Origin of the sequence: Virgisporangium ochraceum (assembly GCF_016863655.1) — a bacterium.
In the GTDB taxonomy this organism is placed as follows: Bacteria; Actinomycetota; Actinomycetes; order Mycobacteriales; family Micromonosporaceae; genus Virgisporangium; species Virgisporangium ochraceum.
The window spans coordinates 14,046-27,428 of record NZ_BOPH01000075.1 but is presented as its reverse complement, the minus strand read 5'-3'; the positions used below and the strand labels follow the sequence as shown (position 1 = coordinate 27,428).

Here is a 13,383-nt window from a genome sequence, read left to right as displayed (position 1 = left end):
GCCCGCCCGGTCCGCGCCCGCCCGGTCCGCGCCCCGCGCCCGCCCGGTCCGCGCCCGCCCGGTCCGCGCCCGGCCCCGCCCCCTTCCTCCCGCCGCGCCCGGCCGCGCCGCCGCCCGCGCTGCGCCCTCCCGGCCCGTCGCCCTCTTTCCCCGCCTGCCCGTGCCCGGCCCGCGCCCCTCCCGCGCGTCGATCTTGCAGTTGTGGCCGCCCATATCCAGTGGTATGGGGGTCTTTGTCCCCGCCACGACTGCAAGATCGGCGCAGGAAGGAGGAGCGGCGGGCACCCAGAACCAGCGGGGCGGGTAGTCAATACGTGTCCATCCGTAACTGGACGGTTGGTACTCGACGGCGCACCGGGGCAGAATCAGGACCCGTGACACCGGAGCAGGCGGCGGCAGCCGGTAAGCGCGCGATCCTCAAGCTCGGCGGGGCGTTCGGACACGACCCGCGCACCATGCGGCGGGCCCGGCAACTCGGGCTCACCGGGTGGGCCTTCTACGTGGCCGGCCGCGGCGGTGCGCTCGGCGACGTGCGGGCCGACACCGTGGCCGGGGTGCTCGGCTTCATCGCGCCGGAGGCGGTGCACGACGGCTGGGAGGCCGCCCGCAAGGTCGCCCCGCCGCTGGAGATCGCGGCGCACAACCTCGGCGAGTGCTGCCGTTGGGGGCGCGAGAACCTCAGCACCTTCTTCGGCCTGGAGCGCGTGGTGGAGCTGGCCGAGCGGGTGGTCGTCTCGGCGGAGGCGGCCGGCCTGCCGCTGTTCGCGGCGTGGCGGTCGATGCCGATCCCCGACGACGCGCCGGGCGCGCGGGCGGCCGTCCTGTCGCATCTGCTGCGTGAGCACCGGGGCGCCGCGCACCTGCTCGCGGTGCGGGCCAGCAACCTCACGCCGCTCGAGGCGATCATCGCCGGGCCGGAGAAGGAGGCCGGCGCCACCGCGTTCGGCTGGCAGCCGCCCTACCCGGCGGCGGAGCCGCTGATGCGGCGGCGGGCCTGGGCCGAGGCGCTCACCGACCGGATCGCCGGTGAGGCGTACCGCGTGCTCGACCCGGGCGAACGGCAGGAGCTGGTCGAGCTGCTGGAGACCGCCTCGAAGATGCTCAGCGAGTCGTCACCGGTGCCCGTGGGCTAAGGCGACGGCGTACTGGTCGGACGCTCGCGCAACTCGGTGACGTAGTCGAGCGGCGCACCCGCCTTCTCGGCCGCGGCGGCGATCTCGGCCAGGTACCAGGCGGTCGGCAGGCCGCCCTCGTAGCCGTTGTAGACGTACACCCACGCGGTGACGTCGCCCTCCAGGGTGGCCACCCGCACGTGCAGCTTGCGGTACGTGCCGGCGGTGACGCCCTCGACCTCGTCGAGCTGTTTCTCGTCGAGCGGGTGCACGTCGTAAAGGGCGACGAAGACCCGCTCGCCGGCCGCTTCCGCGATCGTGGTGACGGAGCCCTCCCAGCCGAGCTCGGCATCACCGGCGAAGGTCAGGCGCCACCCTTCCAACCACCCGATACCGGTCATGGGCGAGCGCGGACAGTAGGCCTGCATTCGCCCAGGGTCGAGGTTCGAGCCGTACGCAGCGTAAAGACGCACGGCGATGACGATAGCTGGGCCCTGCCATACGGGAGAATACCGGCGCGCGTGTCGGATTCTGATTGATCCCGCCGTAGCGTGGGGTAGGTGACCCACATGGAGGTGCAGCGGTGAATCGGGTGGTCATCGTCGGCGGCGGTCCGGCCGGCTACGAGGCGGCGCTCGTGGCCGCCCAGTTGGGCGCCGACGTCACGGTCGTGGAGGAAGAAGGCCCAGGTGGGGCGTGTGTGCTCCACGACTGCGTGCCCTCGAAGACATTCATCGCCAGCTCCGACGTGGTCACCGGGTACCGCGACACCGAGCAGTTCGGGGTCCGCTCGGGTGGGCTCGAGGCGGTCAACGTCGACGCCGCCGCGGTACACCGACGGGTGAAGACGCTCGCCGCGGCGCAGTCCAGCGACATCGGCACCAAGCTGATCAAGGCGGGGGTGAACCTCGTCACGGGGCGGGCCCGGCTCGGTGAGGACACGCTCGGTCACACCCACCGGATCGTGGTCACCCCACGGGAGGGTGACGGAGAGTACTCGATCGACGCCGATACCGTTCTCATCGCGACCGGCGCGACCCCGCGCGTCCTCCCGTCGGCGGTGCCCGACGGCGAGCGCATCCTCGACTGGCGGCAGGTGTACGACCTGCCCGGGCTTCCCGAGCACCTGATCGTGGTCGGCTCCGGCGTCACCGGCGCCGAGTTCGCGTCGGCCTACCTGGCGATGGGCGTGGCCGTCACGCTCGTGTCGAGCCGCGAGCGGGTCATGCCGCACGAGGACCCCGACGCCGCCCGGGCCATCGAGCGGGTGTTCAGCGAGCGCGGCATGACGATTCTCGGCCGGAGCAGGGCCAATGCGGTAACAGCGACCAAAGACGGTGTGACGGTGGAACTGGCCGACGGCCGCACGGTCACCGGCTCGCACGTGCTCATGGCGGTCGGCTCGGTGCCGAACACCGAGGGCCTCGGGCTCGCCGAGTACGGGGTCACCGTCGCCGACGGCGGCTTCCTGACCGTCGACCGCGTGTCACGGACGAACGTGCCCGGCATCTACGCCGCCGGCGACTGCACCGGCGTGCTGCCGCTGGCCAGCGTCGCCGCGATGCAGGGGCGGATCGCGATGTGGCACGCGCTCGGCGAGGCGGTCGCACCGCTGAAGCTGAACACCGTGTCGGCCAACGTGTTCACCGACCCCGAACTGGCGAGCGTCGGCGTCACGCAGAAGGACGTCGACAGCGGCAAGGTGCCGGCCCGCACGGTCATGCTGCCGCTGGCCGGCAACGCCCGCGCGAAGATGATGGGCCTGCGTGACGGGTTCGTGAAGCTGTTCTGCCGCCCGGCCACCGGCCAGGTGATCGGTGGCGTGGTGGTGGCACCGAAGGCGAGCGAGCTGATCCTGCCGATCACGATGGCGGTGGAGAACCGGCTCACCGTCGACGAACTGGCCCACACGATCACGATCTACCCGAGCGTCTCCGGATCGATCGCCGAGGCCGCGCGTCAGCTCATGCTCCACGAAGTGAGCTGATCACGCTCCATGAAGTGAGGTGAAGATGCCCCGCGCGTGGTCGGCGACCGCCGCGCCCACCACCGTCGCTTCGATGGGCAGGGTCTCCAGGCATCGCCGTATCGCCTCGGTGAGCATCGGCCTCGGTACCCGCATCGACACGGTGGCGTGTGGCACCCACGCCCCCGGCGCGTACAGCGGGGACATCTCGACGCCCGCCACCGCCAGCCGCCGCCAGACCTCGGCGTGCAGCCCCAGCAGCCCCACGCTCGGCGACGGACCGAGCCACAGCACCCGCCCGACGAACACGCCGGCGAACTGGAACGACAGCTTCAGGGGCGGCGCGACGTCGAACCCGTCGAGGGCCTCCGTCACCACCGCGGGGTCGAGCGCGGCGGCGCCGAGCAGCGACAGGTGCGGCCGGTGCTTTCCGTCGAGCAGCCCTTTCAGACTGGGGGCGCCGTCGGTTTCGAGGGCGTCCCACAGCACCCGCATGCGGCGCTCGGCGACGTGGTCGAAGTACAGCTCCAGGGCGGCGACCATCTACGACTGACACTCCTCGCACCAGTAGGAGTTGCGGCCGCCGAGCGTGCCGCTCGACACCGGGGTTCCGCAGATCAGGCACGGCTGCCCGGTCCGGCGGTACACGTACACCTCGCCGCCGTGCCGGTCGACGCGTGGCGGCCGCCGCATCGCCTCCGGCGTGTGTGCACTGTGGACGGTGTCGATCCGCCCCTTCTCGACGGCTTCCTTCATCAGCGCGCGCAGGTCGGTCCACAGCGAGCTCCAGGCCGCCGGGGTCAGGGTCCGCGCGGGCGCGGTGGGCCGGATCCCCGCCCGGAAGAGCGTCTCCAGGACGAAGATGAGCCCGCCTCCGGCGACCACCGACTGGTCCAGCAGCACCGAAGCGAGGGGACGGGTACTGCGGCTGATCTTCTCGTACGCGCGGGCCGGGTCGCTGTCGTCGTTGAGCGGGTCGGGGCCGAGGCGCGACCTGAGGAGGTCGACGCCCATCGGGTCGAGCACCTCGCAGGCAGCCGGGCCGCGCAGGTCGAGCCAGCGCCGACCACCGGTCATGCGCAGCCGCACCTCGCCGACGACCGGTGGCGGCTTTCCGGTGCCGTCGGTGAACTTGCCGTACAGCCCGAGATGGACGTGCACCGCCAGGTCGTCGCCGTAGTGGTGCAGCAGGTGCTTGCCGACTGCCGACGTGTCGGTGAGCACCTTGCCGTCGACGGCCTTCGCTCCCTCGGCGAACCGCCCCTGCGGGCTGCTGACCCGTACCCGCCTGCCGGCGAACAGCTCGCGGTGGCGGGTCGCGAGCCGGTGGATGGTATGACCCTCTGGCACGGCCGCAACCCTACAAATCCACGTGACGGTCCATCCACCGCGACGTACCGTTGACCGCATGCAGCGCTCCATAGCCACGACGACGCCGGTCCGCTACCGGCGTCATTCGGGCTGAGCGCACAGACGTTCAGGCCATCCGAGACCCGGGGCGACACCCCGGGTCTTGTCGTATGGAAGGCCCGAGGTCGCCCCATCGAGAGGGAGACCCACCATGATCGACCACCGGCGGCTCGGCCGCGAACTCGACTACTTCCACTCCGACCCGCTCGTCGGCGCGGGCCTGCCGATCTGGCTGCCCGACGGTGCGGCCGTCCGCCACGCCATCGAGAGTTACCTCAGGGAGCTGGAACGCCGCAACGGCTACCGGCACGTGTACTCGCCGCCGCTGGCGCGCCGCGAGATGTACGAGAGGTCGGGCCACCTCGTGCACTTCGGCGACGACATGTTCCCGCCGATGCCCGACGGCGGGGCCGAACTGTTCCTGCGGCCCAGCCTGTGCCCGCACCACGCGATGGTGTTCGCCAGCCGGGGCCGCTCGTACCGCGACCTGCCGCTGCGGGTGGCCGAGCTCGGGCCGATGTACCGGGAGGAGCGCTCGGGCGTCCTCGGTGGACTGTCCCGGGTGCGGGCGGTGTCGTTGAACGACGCGCACATCTTCTGCGCGGAGGAGCAGGCGGTTGCCGAGATCAGCGGCGTGCTCGCGCTGATGCGGCAGGCGCACGAGGCGGTGCGGATGAAGCCGCTGCGGTACCGGCTCTCCCTGTCGGACGAGGGCACCGGGAAGTCCGCCGAGCTGTTGCGGGCCGCCCTCGGCGACTGCGGCATCGCGTACGAGGAGGCGCCCGGCGAGGGCGCGTTCTACGGGCCGAAGATCGACGTGCAGATCGCCGACCCGGCCGGGCGTGAGCAGACCCTGTCGACCGTCCAGATCGACTACTTCCAGCCGGAGCGGTTCGGGCTCGGCTACGTCGACAGCGCGCAGCGGGAGCAGCGGCCGGTGATCATCCACCGCAGCCTGCTGGGCAGCATGGAGCGGCTGGTCGCGCACCTGCTGGAGATCCACAACGGCTGGCTGCCGGACTGGTGCGCGCCGGTGCAGGCCGTCGTTCTGCCGGTGCACGACGACCAGTTCGGCGCCGCCCGGCAGTTCGCCGACCGGGCGGTCGCCCGCGGGCTGCGGGTGGAGGTGTGGGCCGACGGATCGCTCGGCGCCCGCGTGCGCCGGGCCGCCGAGCGCCGCGTCCCGCACGTCGCGGTGATCGGTGCGGCGGAGGCCGCCGCGGGTGCGGTCGCGTTCAGGGGACGTGAACCGCAGCCGGAGGACGTGGCGCTGGAGGTGCTCGCCGACTCCTGCGAGGTACCGCTGCCGGGGTGATCGAGCGGGGGCGGGCTGTGCGTCCTAGGCTCACGACGTGCTCGTTGTGACGACGGACAGCCTGCCCGGGTACGACGTGCGGGTGACGCTCGGCGAGGTGCTGGGCGTCACCGCGTCGACCCGCAATCCCTTCGCGTCCGGTATCCGCTCGCCCGCTACAGGCGAACGCGGCGACATGGCGCACGTGCTGGTGCAGACGCGCGCCCGGGCGATCGAGCAGATGATGGTGGCCGCCCGTCGCCGGGGCGCCAACGCGATCCTCGGCATGCGCTTCGACAACCGCGACATCACCAGCATGTGGGTGGAGATCGTCGCGTACGGCACCGCGGTGGTCGCCGTACCGGTCACACCGGAGGCGCAGCGTCAGTACGAGGCCATGCAGGCGGGCAACGGCCGGGTCCGGGAGGAGGACGAGGTCATTTGATCTCGCAGATCACCGCTCCGGTGGTGATCACCTCGCCGACCGCGGCCGACAGGCCGGTGACGACGCCGGCCTTGTGCGCGGCGAGCGGCTGCTCCATCTTCATGGCCTCGATCACCACGACCGGGTCGCCCTCGGCCACCTCGTCACCCTCGGCCACGACCAGCTTGACGATCGTGCCCTGCATCGGGCTGACCAGCGAGTCACCGCCGGCTGCGGCTCCCCGGTTGCCGCCGGCGGACTTCCGCCCCGCGGGCCGACGAGCCCCCGCTCCGCCGGAGCCGGCTGTGCCCGTCACCTTGCCAAAGCCCGCGGGAAGGCTGACGCTGAGCCGCTTTCCGCCGACCTCGACCACGACGGTCGTGCGTTCCCCGGCCCCGCCCCCGGCGGACGCGGCGCCGGCGTACGGCTCGATGGTGTTGTCGAACTCGGTCTCGATCCAGCGGGTGTGCACGTGGAACGGCTCGCTGGTGAACGCCTCGTCGCGGACGATGGCGCGGTGGAACGGCAGCGCGGTGGCCATGCCCTCGACGACCATCTCGTCGAGCGCCCGCCGCGCGCGTTCGATGGCCTCGGCGCGGGTCTCGCCGGAGATGATCACCTTGGCGAGCAGCGAGTCGAAGTTGCCGCCGACGACGCTGCCGGCCTCGATGCCGCTGTCGACGCGCACGCCCGGCCCCTGCGGCAGCTTCAGCGCGGTGACCGTGCCGGGCGCCGGCAGGAAGTTGCGGCCGGGATCCTCGCCGTTGATGCGGAACTCGATCGAGTGTCCGCGGGGCGCGGGGTCCGCGGTCAGGCGCAGCCTCTCGTTGGACGCGATGCGGAACTGCTCGCGCACCAGATCGATACCGGCGGTCTCCTCGGTGACCGGGTGCTCGACCTGCAGCCGGGTGTTGACCTCGAGGAACGAGATGGTGCCGTCGGCGCCGACGAGGTACTCGACGGTGCCGGCACCGTGGTAGCCGGCCTCCCGGCAGATGGCCTTGGCCGACTCGTGGATGGTGGTCCGCTGCTCGTCGCTGAGGAACGGCGCCGGCGCCTCCTCGACGAGCTTCTGGTGGCGGCGCTGCAGCGAGCAGTCCCGGGTGCCGACCACGATCACGTTGCCGTGCTGGTCGGCGAGCACCTGCGCCTCGACGTGCCGCGGCTTGTCGAGGTAGCGCTCGACAAAGCACTCGCCCCGCCCGAACGCGGCCACGGCCTCGCGGACGGCGCTCTCGAACTGGCTGGGGATCTCCTCGATCGTGCGGGCGACCTTCAGGCCGCGCCCGCCGCCGCCGAAGGCGGCCTTGATGGCGATCGGGAGGCCGTTGGCCTTCGCGAACGCGACGATCTCGTCGGCGTCCTCGACCGGGTCGTTGGTGCCCGGGGTCAGCGGCGCGCCGGCGCGCTTGGCGATGTGCCGGGCGGTGACCTTGTCGCCGAGGTCGCGGATGGCCTGCGGGCTCGGCCCGATCCAGGTGAGCCCCGCGTCGAGCACGGCCTGCGCGAAGTCGGCGTTCTCGGAGAGGAACCCGTAGCCGGGGTGGACCGCGTCGGCGCCGGCCTTCTCCGCGACCTCGATCAGCTTGTCGATGCGCAGGTAGGTGTCGGTGGCGGTGTCGCCGTCGAGCGCGTACGCCTCGTCGGCGAGCACGACGTGCGGGGCGTCGCGGTCGGAGTCGGCGTAGACGGCGACGCTCCCGAGACCGGCGTCTGCGCAGGCGCGCACAACCCGCACCGCGATCTCGCCGCGATTGGCCACCAGTACCTTGCGCATACGGTCGTGCTCCTCCCGGCCTGCCTGGTCGGGAGTCTAGTGACGAGGGGCCCCGGTGTCCCTGTGACCTTGGTGTGACGTCACTTTCTGGTCAAGTTTGAGTAGCTAGGGTTGGTGCCATGTCGGTCACTCGCATGCTGATCCTCGGCCTGGTGCGCTGGTTGGAGCCGGTGCACGGCTACCAGGTGCGCCGCGAGCTGGTGAGCTGGAACGTCGAGGACTGGGCGAACGTGGCGCCCGGCTCTATCTACCACGGCCTGCGCAAGATGGCCGAGGAGGGCCTGCTCGACGAGGTCGGCACCGAGCAGGACGCCGGCCGGCCGGCCCGCACCATGTACCGCACCACCCGCTTCGGCCAGGAGGAGTTCCACCGGCTGCTGCGCAAATACTGGTGGGAGCTGCACCAGGCGGCCGACCCGTTCCTCGCGGCGATGTCGTTCCTGCCGGCGCTGCCGCGCCGGGAGGCGGTGCTGGCCCTGCGGAACCGCATCGGGGTACTGCGCGGTCACGTCGATCAGGCCGGGGCCGAGATGCAGGGCTGGACGCACGAGAAGCCGGTGCATGTGAGCTGGCTGGGCGAGCTGATGGTGGCCCGGGTCGAGGCGGAGATCGCCTGGTGCGAGCGGGTGCTGACCCGGATCGAGGCCGGCGAGGGCCAGCACGAGGGCGACCCGGGCGAGCCGCTGCTGGCCGGCTTCGACGAGTGGCGCCAGGAAATGGACTCCTAGCCCCGCTCCCTGTTTGCCGGCCGCGCGACCTGCCCTGGGTGCCCGGCCTGCCCCGGGCGCGGCCTGCGCCGGCTCCCAGTTCGCCGATCTTGCACTCGTGGCCTCCGACAAAGCCGGATATCACCCGATATAGGTGCGGCCACAACTGCAAGATCGTGAGGAATCGAAGCGACGTTGCTAGTCAAATTTGACTAACTCGCTAGGCCGGCCTACCGTCACATGCTAACAGGGTGACGTCATAGTGATGTCATTCGTCGGGCACGGGAGGGTGTCTCATGATCAAGACTTCGGGGCTGCGTAAGTCGTTCCGGAGCGGTCGCACGACCGTCGACGCGGTGCGTGGGGTCGACCTCGACGTCGGGGACGGGGAGATCTTCGGTTTTCTCGGCCCCAACGGCGCCGGCAAGACCACCACGCTGCGGATGCTCGCCACGCTGATCCGCCCCGACGGCGGAAGTGCCCTGGTCGCCGGCGTCGACCTGCGGCAGCGGCCGGGCGAGGTGCGCCGGCGCATCGGGTACGTGGCGCAGGGCGGCGGCACCTGGGACGAGGTGAGCGCCCGCGAGGAGCTGGCCTACCAGGCCCGCCTCTACGGCACCAAGCCCGCAGAGGCACGGAAAAAAGCCGATAAAGCCGTACAAGCCTTCCAGCTCACCGACTTCGCCGACCGCCAGTGCAGGACCTACTCCGGCGGGCAGCGCCGGCGTGTCGACATCGCGCTCGGCGTGATCCACGAGCCGCAGGTGGTGTTTCTCGACGAGCCCACCACCGGGCTCGATCCGCAGAGCCGCGCACACATGTGGACCGAGGTCCGCCGGCTCCGCGACGAGGGTATGACCGTGTTCCTCACGACCCACTACCTGGAGGAGGCCGACGCGCTCTGCGACCGGGTCGCGATCATCGACCACGGCACGGTCGTCGCCGTCGACTCGCCGGCCGAGCTGAAGCGCCAGGTCGCCGGCGACGTGGTCACGCTCGAGCTGGCCGGCGACACCGGTCCGCTCGCCCGGGACCTCGAACGCCAGCCCTACGTGCGCGAGCTCGAGCGCACCGGTACCGGCCTGCGGCTGGTCGTCGACGCCGGGTCGACGGCGATGCCGCAGATCATGCGCCGTGTCGACGCCGCCGACGTGCGGCTCGCGGCGATCGGACTGCACCGTCCGAGCCTCGACGACGTCTTTCTCGCCCGTACCGGGCGGTCTCTGCGGGAGGATGCGAAATGATCCGCGACACCTGGTTGGTCTTCATCCGGCAGTGCCAGCTCGTCCTGCGCAACCCGGTCTGGGTGTTCGTCGGGATCTTCCAGCCGCTGTGCTTCCTGCTGCTGTTCGGGCCGCTGCTCGACCGCATGCCCCAGTCGGGCGGGTACGAGGCGTTCGTGCCGGGCCTGCTGATCCAGCTGGCGATGTTCGGCGCGATGTTCGTCGGGTTCGCGCTCATCGCCGAGCTGCGGGCCGGTGTGCTGGAACGCATGCGGGTGACGCCGGTGAGCCGGCTCGCGCTGCTGCTCGGCCGGTGCGGGCGCGACATCGTGACCCTGCTGGTGCAGGCGGTGATCCTGGTGCTGATCGCGTTGCCGTTCGGGCTACGCGTGGAGCTTCCCGACCTGGCTCTCGCGCTGGCGATGCTGGCCCTGATCGGTCTGCTGTTCTCGGCGTTCTCCTACGGGGTGGCTCTCATCGTGCGCAGCGAGGACGCGCTGGCCCCGCTGCTGAACTCGCTGGTCATCCCGCTGCTGCTGCTCTCGGGGATCCTGTTGCCGATCTCGCTCGGGCCGGGCTGGCTGCGGGCGATCGCGCAGTGGAACCCGTTCTCCTGGGCGGTCGACGCGGCCCGGGCGCTGTTCGCCGGCAACCCGGGCGACCCGCACGTGTGGAAGGCGCTGGTGATCGTCGGTGTCCTCGCGGTCGCGGCGGCGACCTGGTCGGCACGTGAGTTCGCCCGCAGTATCCGATGATCACGGCGTCGCGCCGATAGCCTCGTCCCGGTGCGCCTTCAGCTTCACCGGGACCGGCTGACCCTCGTCACCTACGCGCAGTTGGGCATCTTCGGCTACTGGATCTACGGGTTCGGGCCGGTGGTGCCCCTGCTGCGTGACGAGCAGGGCACCAGTCGGGCGGTGGCGAGCCTGCACGGGTCGGCGCTGGCGGTCGCGGCGCTGGTCGGTGGCGCGTTGTCGCCGTGGCTGGTGCGCCGGTTCGGGCGTCAGCGGGTGATCTGGGCGGGCACCGCGGGGCTGGCGGTGGGTGTCCTGGCGCTGTGGGCGGCACGGCCGTTCGCGGCGACGATGGCCGCGGTGTTCGTGGCGGCCACGGCCGGGTCGTTGCTGGTCAATGGCGTGGTCGCGACGCTGTCGGGCCACCACGGTCCGGCCGGCGCGGCCGCGATCAGCGAGGCCAACGCGGTCGCCGCGGGCGTCGGAACCGTCAGCCCGCTGATCGTCGGCGGCGCGGTCACCGCCGGTTTCGGCTGGCGGCCGGGTCTCGCCGCGATGGTCCTGGCCGTCGCGGCGGTCGCTCTGGTCGGTTGGTTGTCACGTGACGCGCTGAGCACCGTCGCCGTTCCGGGGTCCGACGGTGGCGGTGGTACCGGACGGCTTCCCTGGCCGTACTGGCTGGCCTGGACGAGCATGGTCGTGACCGGCTCGGTGGAGGTCTGCCTGAACCTGTGGGCCGGCGACGAGCTGCGCGGCCACGCGGACGTCTCGCCGGGGGTGGCGACCGCGGCCGTTTCGGCGATCGTGGGCGGGATGTTCCTCGGCCGGCTGGTCGGGGTGCGGCTGCTGTTGTACTTCGCGCCGCTGCGGGTGCTGCTGGTGGCGCTGGCGGTGAGCGCGCTGGGCTTCACGATCTTCTGGCTGGCGACGACGGCGTGGCTGGCGATCGCCGGCCTGCTGGTGTGCGGGCTGGGCAACTCGCTGCACTACCCGCTGGCGGTGTCGCTGGCAGTGGAGCACAGTGGCGGTCAGCCCGACCTCGCCGCCGCGCGCAGCGCGTATGCGATGGCGGTCGGGTTCGGGCTGGCACCGCTGGCCCTGGGCTGGACCGCCGACCGGGTCGGCACCCACCGGGCATTCCTCCTGGTGTACCTCCTGCTCGCCGTGGCGGCGGTGGTGGTCTGGCGACTGATGCGGGTGCCGGCTCCGGTGGTTATCGAACCCGCGCGACGGTGATCCCGTCGCCGACGGACAGCATGATCGAGTCGACCCGCGGGTCGGCGCGCACCAGCTCGTTGAAGTCGACGATCGCGTGGTCGTCGGGGGCCTGCGGGTCGAGCACCCGGCCGCTCCAGAGCACGTTGTCGACCACGAGGAGGCCGCCCGGCCGCATCCGCGGCATGAGGTCGCCCCAGTACTTGGGGTAGCTGGACTTGTCGGCGTCGATGAACGCGATGTCGACGACCGGGTCGGGCGGGAGCTCGGCCAGCCGCTCCTGTGCCGGTCCGATGCGCAGCTCGATGCGGTCGGCGACGCCGGCCAGCTCCCAGTACCGCCGGGCGATGTCGGTGTACTCGGTGGAGATGTCGAAGCAGTTCAGCCGGCCGCCCTCGGCCAGCCCGCGCGCGATCGCCAGCGCCGAGTAGCCGGTGAAACGTCCCGATCTCGACGGCGACCTTCGCGTCGACCAGCCGGGTGAGCATCGTGAGCAGCGCCGCCTGCTCGGGGGAGACCTGCATTCCGGCGTTGCTGAGCGCCCGGTGCGTCTCCTCGACCAGCGCGTTCGCCACGTCGTCGGTGTGCGGGTTGTGCGCGTCGACGTAGGCGCGCAGCGCGTCGGTCATGTTCAGGGTCCGTGGTGGCATGGACCTGACCTTATTGGGCCCACAGGTCGGGGATGCCGACACCCATCTCGGCGAGCAGGGAACGGAACAGGGGCAGCGACAGGCCGACGACCGTGCCGTGGTCGCCCTCGATGCGGCTGACGAACGGGGCGCCGCGGCCGTCGATCGTGAACGCGCCGGCGACGTGCAGCGGCTCGCCGCTGGCCACGTAGGCGTCGAGTTCCGCGTCGGTGATGTCGGCCCAGTGGACGGTGGTGGCCGACGTCGCCGCCACCTGCTTGCCGCTGGCGAGGTCGATGAGGCAGTGACCGGTGTGCAGCACGCCGTGCGAGCCGCGCATCTTCTTCCAGCGGCGGGTGGCGTCGTCGGCCGAGGACGGCTTGCCCAGGATCTCGCCCTCGAAGGCGAGCACGGAGTCGCAGCCCAGCACGAGCCCGGTGCCGGTCTGGCCGGCGGCCACGGCCTCCGCCTTCATGCGCGCGAGCGTTCCGCTGAGCGCGGCCGGGTCGGCCGACTCGACGACGGACTCGTCGACGTTGCTGACGATCACCTCGGGCCGGATGCCGGCCGCTTCGAGGAGCGCCTTGCGGGCGGGGCTCGCCGAGGCGAGGACGAGACGGGTCACCGGGGCAGCCCCGAGGCGCGCCACGCGCCGGGGCCGGGCCGGCCGGCCGCGCCGGGGACGGCGCTCGTCCGCCACCGCGACGGTGCCGGAACCTCAGCCGGCTCATCGGCACCGGAGGTGGCCAGCAGCACCGCTGTCACCGCCGCCAGCTCCTCGGCGGTCGGGTCACCGGCGAGAACCCGCAGTTCGAGCACGGCCCGTTCCCCTTTCGAGTCTCGATCGACGCCCAGCATAGGCGGCCGACCGGCCATACTCGAAAACGGACGA

The 13,383-nt window shown here is 71.8% G+C and carries 14 protein-coding genes and 1 pseudogene; 8 read left to right on the top strand and 7 right to left on the bottom strand.

What is annotated here, in order from left to right:
* Positions 1 to 374: 374 nt before the first annotated feature.
* Positions 375 to 1,133: an SCO6745 family protein gene (locus Voc01_RS26205; RefSeq protein ID WP_203930209.1), complete on the top strand. Its 759-nt coding sequence runs from the start codon at positions 375 to 377 to the stop codon at positions 1,131 to 1,133.
* On the opposite strand, the gene Voc01_RS26200 is transcribed toward Voc01_RS26205, so the two are convergent.
* Positions 1,130 to 1,585: a gamma-glutamylcyclotransferase family protein gene (locus Voc01_RS26200; protein WP_203930208.1), complete on the bottom strand. Its 456-nt coding sequence runs from the start codon at positions 1,583 to 1,585 to the stop codon at positions 1,130 to 1,132. The two genes, Voc01_RS26205 and Voc01_RS26200, sit on opposite strands and share 4 nt — an antisense overlap.
* A 110-nt stretch (positions 1,586 to 1,695) precedes the next feature.
* Here Voc01_RS26200 and Voc01_RS26195 point away from each other — a divergent pair, with 110 nt between their 5' ends.
* Positions 1,696 to 3,099, top strand: a complete 1,404-nt coding sequence (locus tag Voc01_RS26195; protein WP_203930207.1) for an NAD(P)H-quinone dehydrogenase — start codon at positions 1,696 to 1,698, stop codon at positions 3,097 to 3,099.
* On the opposite strand, the gene Voc01_RS26190 is transcribed toward Voc01_RS26195, so the two are convergent.
* On the bottom strand, positions 3,100 to 3,621 hold the full coding sequence (locus Voc01_RS26190) for a 2'-5' RNA ligase family protein (RefSeq protein ID WP_203930206.1): 522 nt from the start codon (positions 3,619 to 3,621) through the stop codon (positions 3,100 to 3,102).
* Entirely contained in the window at positions 3,622 to 4,428 is an 807-nt protein-coding gene (locus Voc01_RS26185; RefSeq protein WP_203930205.1) for an Fpg/Nei family DNA glycosylase, read from the bottom strand.
* Positions 4,429 to 4,639: 211 nt separating this feature from the next.
* Between Voc01_RS26185 and thrS the strand changes: the two genes are divergently transcribed.
* Both thrS and Voc01_RS26175 read left to right on the top strand, forming a co-directional pair.
* The gene (thrS, locus tag Voc01_RS26180; RefSeq protein WP_203930204.1) at positions 4,640 to 5,803 is read left to right on the top strand and encodes a threonine--tRNA ligase; all 1,164 of its coding nucleotides are present in this window, start codon (positions 4,640 to 4,642) and stop codon (positions 5,801 to 5,803) included.
* A 37-nt stretch (positions 5,804 to 5,840) separates the two neighbouring features.
* The gene (locus Voc01_RS26175) at positions 5,841 to 6,227 is read left to right on the top strand and encodes a YbjQ family protein (RefSeq protein ID WP_203930203.1); all 387 of its coding nucleotides are present in this window, start codon (positions 5,841 to 5,843) and stop codon (positions 6,225 to 6,227) included.
* Here the strand turns inward: Voc01_RS26175 and Voc01_RS26170 are convergent.
* Positions 6,220 to 7,983: an acetyl/propionyl/methylcrotonyl-CoA carboxylase subunit alpha gene (locus tag Voc01_RS26170; RefSeq protein WP_203930202.1), complete on the bottom strand. Its 1,764-nt coding sequence runs from the start codon at positions 7,981 to 7,983 to the stop codon at positions 6,220 to 6,222. The genes Voc01_RS26175 and Voc01_RS26170 overlap by 8 nt on opposite strands.
* A 119-nt stretch (positions 7,984 to 8,102) precedes the next feature.
* Here Voc01_RS26170 and Voc01_RS26165 point away from each other — a divergent pair, with 119 nt between their 5' ends.
* The 4 genes from Voc01_RS26165 (at position 8,103) to Voc01_RS26150 (ending at position 11,883) form a co-directional block, all read left to right on the top strand.
* Positions 8,103 to 8,711 carry a PadR family transcriptional regulator gene (locus tag Voc01_RS26165; protein WP_203930201.1) on the top strand — a complete coding sequence of 203 codons (609 nt, stop codon included), beginning with the start codon at positions 8,103 to 8,105 and terminating at the stop codon, positions 8,709 to 8,711.
* A 275-nt stretch (positions 8,712 to 8,986) separates the two neighbouring features.
* Positions 8,987 to 9,934 (top strand): ATP-binding cassette domain-containing protein, encoded by a 948-nt coding sequence (locus Voc01_RS26160; protein WP_203930200.1) that lies wholly within the window; start codon positions 8,987 to 8,989, stop codon positions 9,932 to 9,934.
* Complete coding sequence (locus Voc01_RS26155) at positions 9,931 to 10,668, top strand: ABC transporter permease (RefSeq protein ID WP_203930199.1); 738 nt, start codon at positions 9,931 to 9,933, stop codon at positions 10,666 to 10,668. Before Voc01_RS26160 ends, Voc01_RS26155 begins: the two co-directional genes overlap by 4 nt.
* Positions 10,669 to 10,698: 30 nt before the next feature.
* Positions 10,699 to 11,883, top strand: a complete 1,185-nt coding sequence (locus tag Voc01_RS26150; RefSeq protein WP_203930198.1) for an MFS transporter — start codon at positions 10,699 to 10,701, stop codon at positions 11,881 to 11,883.
* Here Voc01_RS26150 and Voc01_RS54450 read toward each other — a convergent pair.
* The 3 genes and pseudogenes from Voc01_RS54450 to Voc01_RS26135 form a co-directional block, all read right to left on the bottom strand.
* Positions 11,861 to 12,512 (bottom strand): annotated as a pseudogene (locus tag Voc01_RS54450) (O-methyltransferase). The gene Voc01_RS26150 and the pseudogene Voc01_RS54450 sit on opposite strands and share 23 nt — an antisense overlap.
* A 10-nt stretch (positions 12,513 to 12,522) precedes the next feature.
* Positions 12,523 to 13,116 carry a Maf family protein gene (locus Voc01_RS26140; protein ID WP_203930197.1) on the bottom strand — a complete coding sequence of 198 codons (594 nt, stop codon included), beginning with the start codon at positions 13,114 to 13,116 and terminating at the stop codon, positions 12,523 to 12,525.
* On the bottom strand, positions 13,113 to 13,310 hold the full coding sequence (locus Voc01_RS26135; RefSeq protein WP_239160497.1) for an acyl-CoA carboxylase subunit epsilon: 198 nt from the start codon (positions 13,308 to 13,310) through the stop codon (positions 13,113 to 13,115). Before Voc01_RS26135 ends, Voc01_RS26140 begins: the two co-directional genes overlap by 4 nt.
* Positions 13,311 to 13,383: the final 73 nt, after the last annotated feature.

What these genes read in the sequence shown, in the direction of transcription:
- Voc01_RS26170 (WP_203930202.1), bottom strand. Translation starts at nt 7,983, where the DNA reads ATGCGCAAGGTACTGGTGGCCAATCGCGGCGAGATCGCGGTGCGGGTT.
- Voc01_RS26155 (WP_203930199.1), top strand. Translation starts at nt 9,931, where the DNA reads ATGATCCGCGACACCTGGTTGGTCTTCATCCGGCAGTGCCAGCTCGTC.
- Voc01_RS26165 (WP_203930201.1), top strand. Translation starts at nt 8,103, where the DNA reads ATGTCGGTCACTCGCATGCTGATCCTCGGCCTGGTGCGCTGGTTGGAG.
- Voc01_RS26160 (WP_203930200.1), top strand. Translation starts at nt 8,987, where the DNA reads ATGATCAAGACTTCGGGGCTGCGTAAGTCGTTCCGGAGCGGTCGCACG.
- Voc01_RS26190 (WP_203930206.1), bottom strand. Translation starts at nt 3,621, where the DNA reads ATGGTCGCCGCCCTGGAGCTGTACTTCGACCACGTCGCCGAGCGCCGC.
- thrS (WP_203930204.1), top strand. Translation starts at nt 4,640, where the DNA reads ATGATCGACCACCGGCGGCTCGGCCGCGAACTCGACTACTTCCACTCC.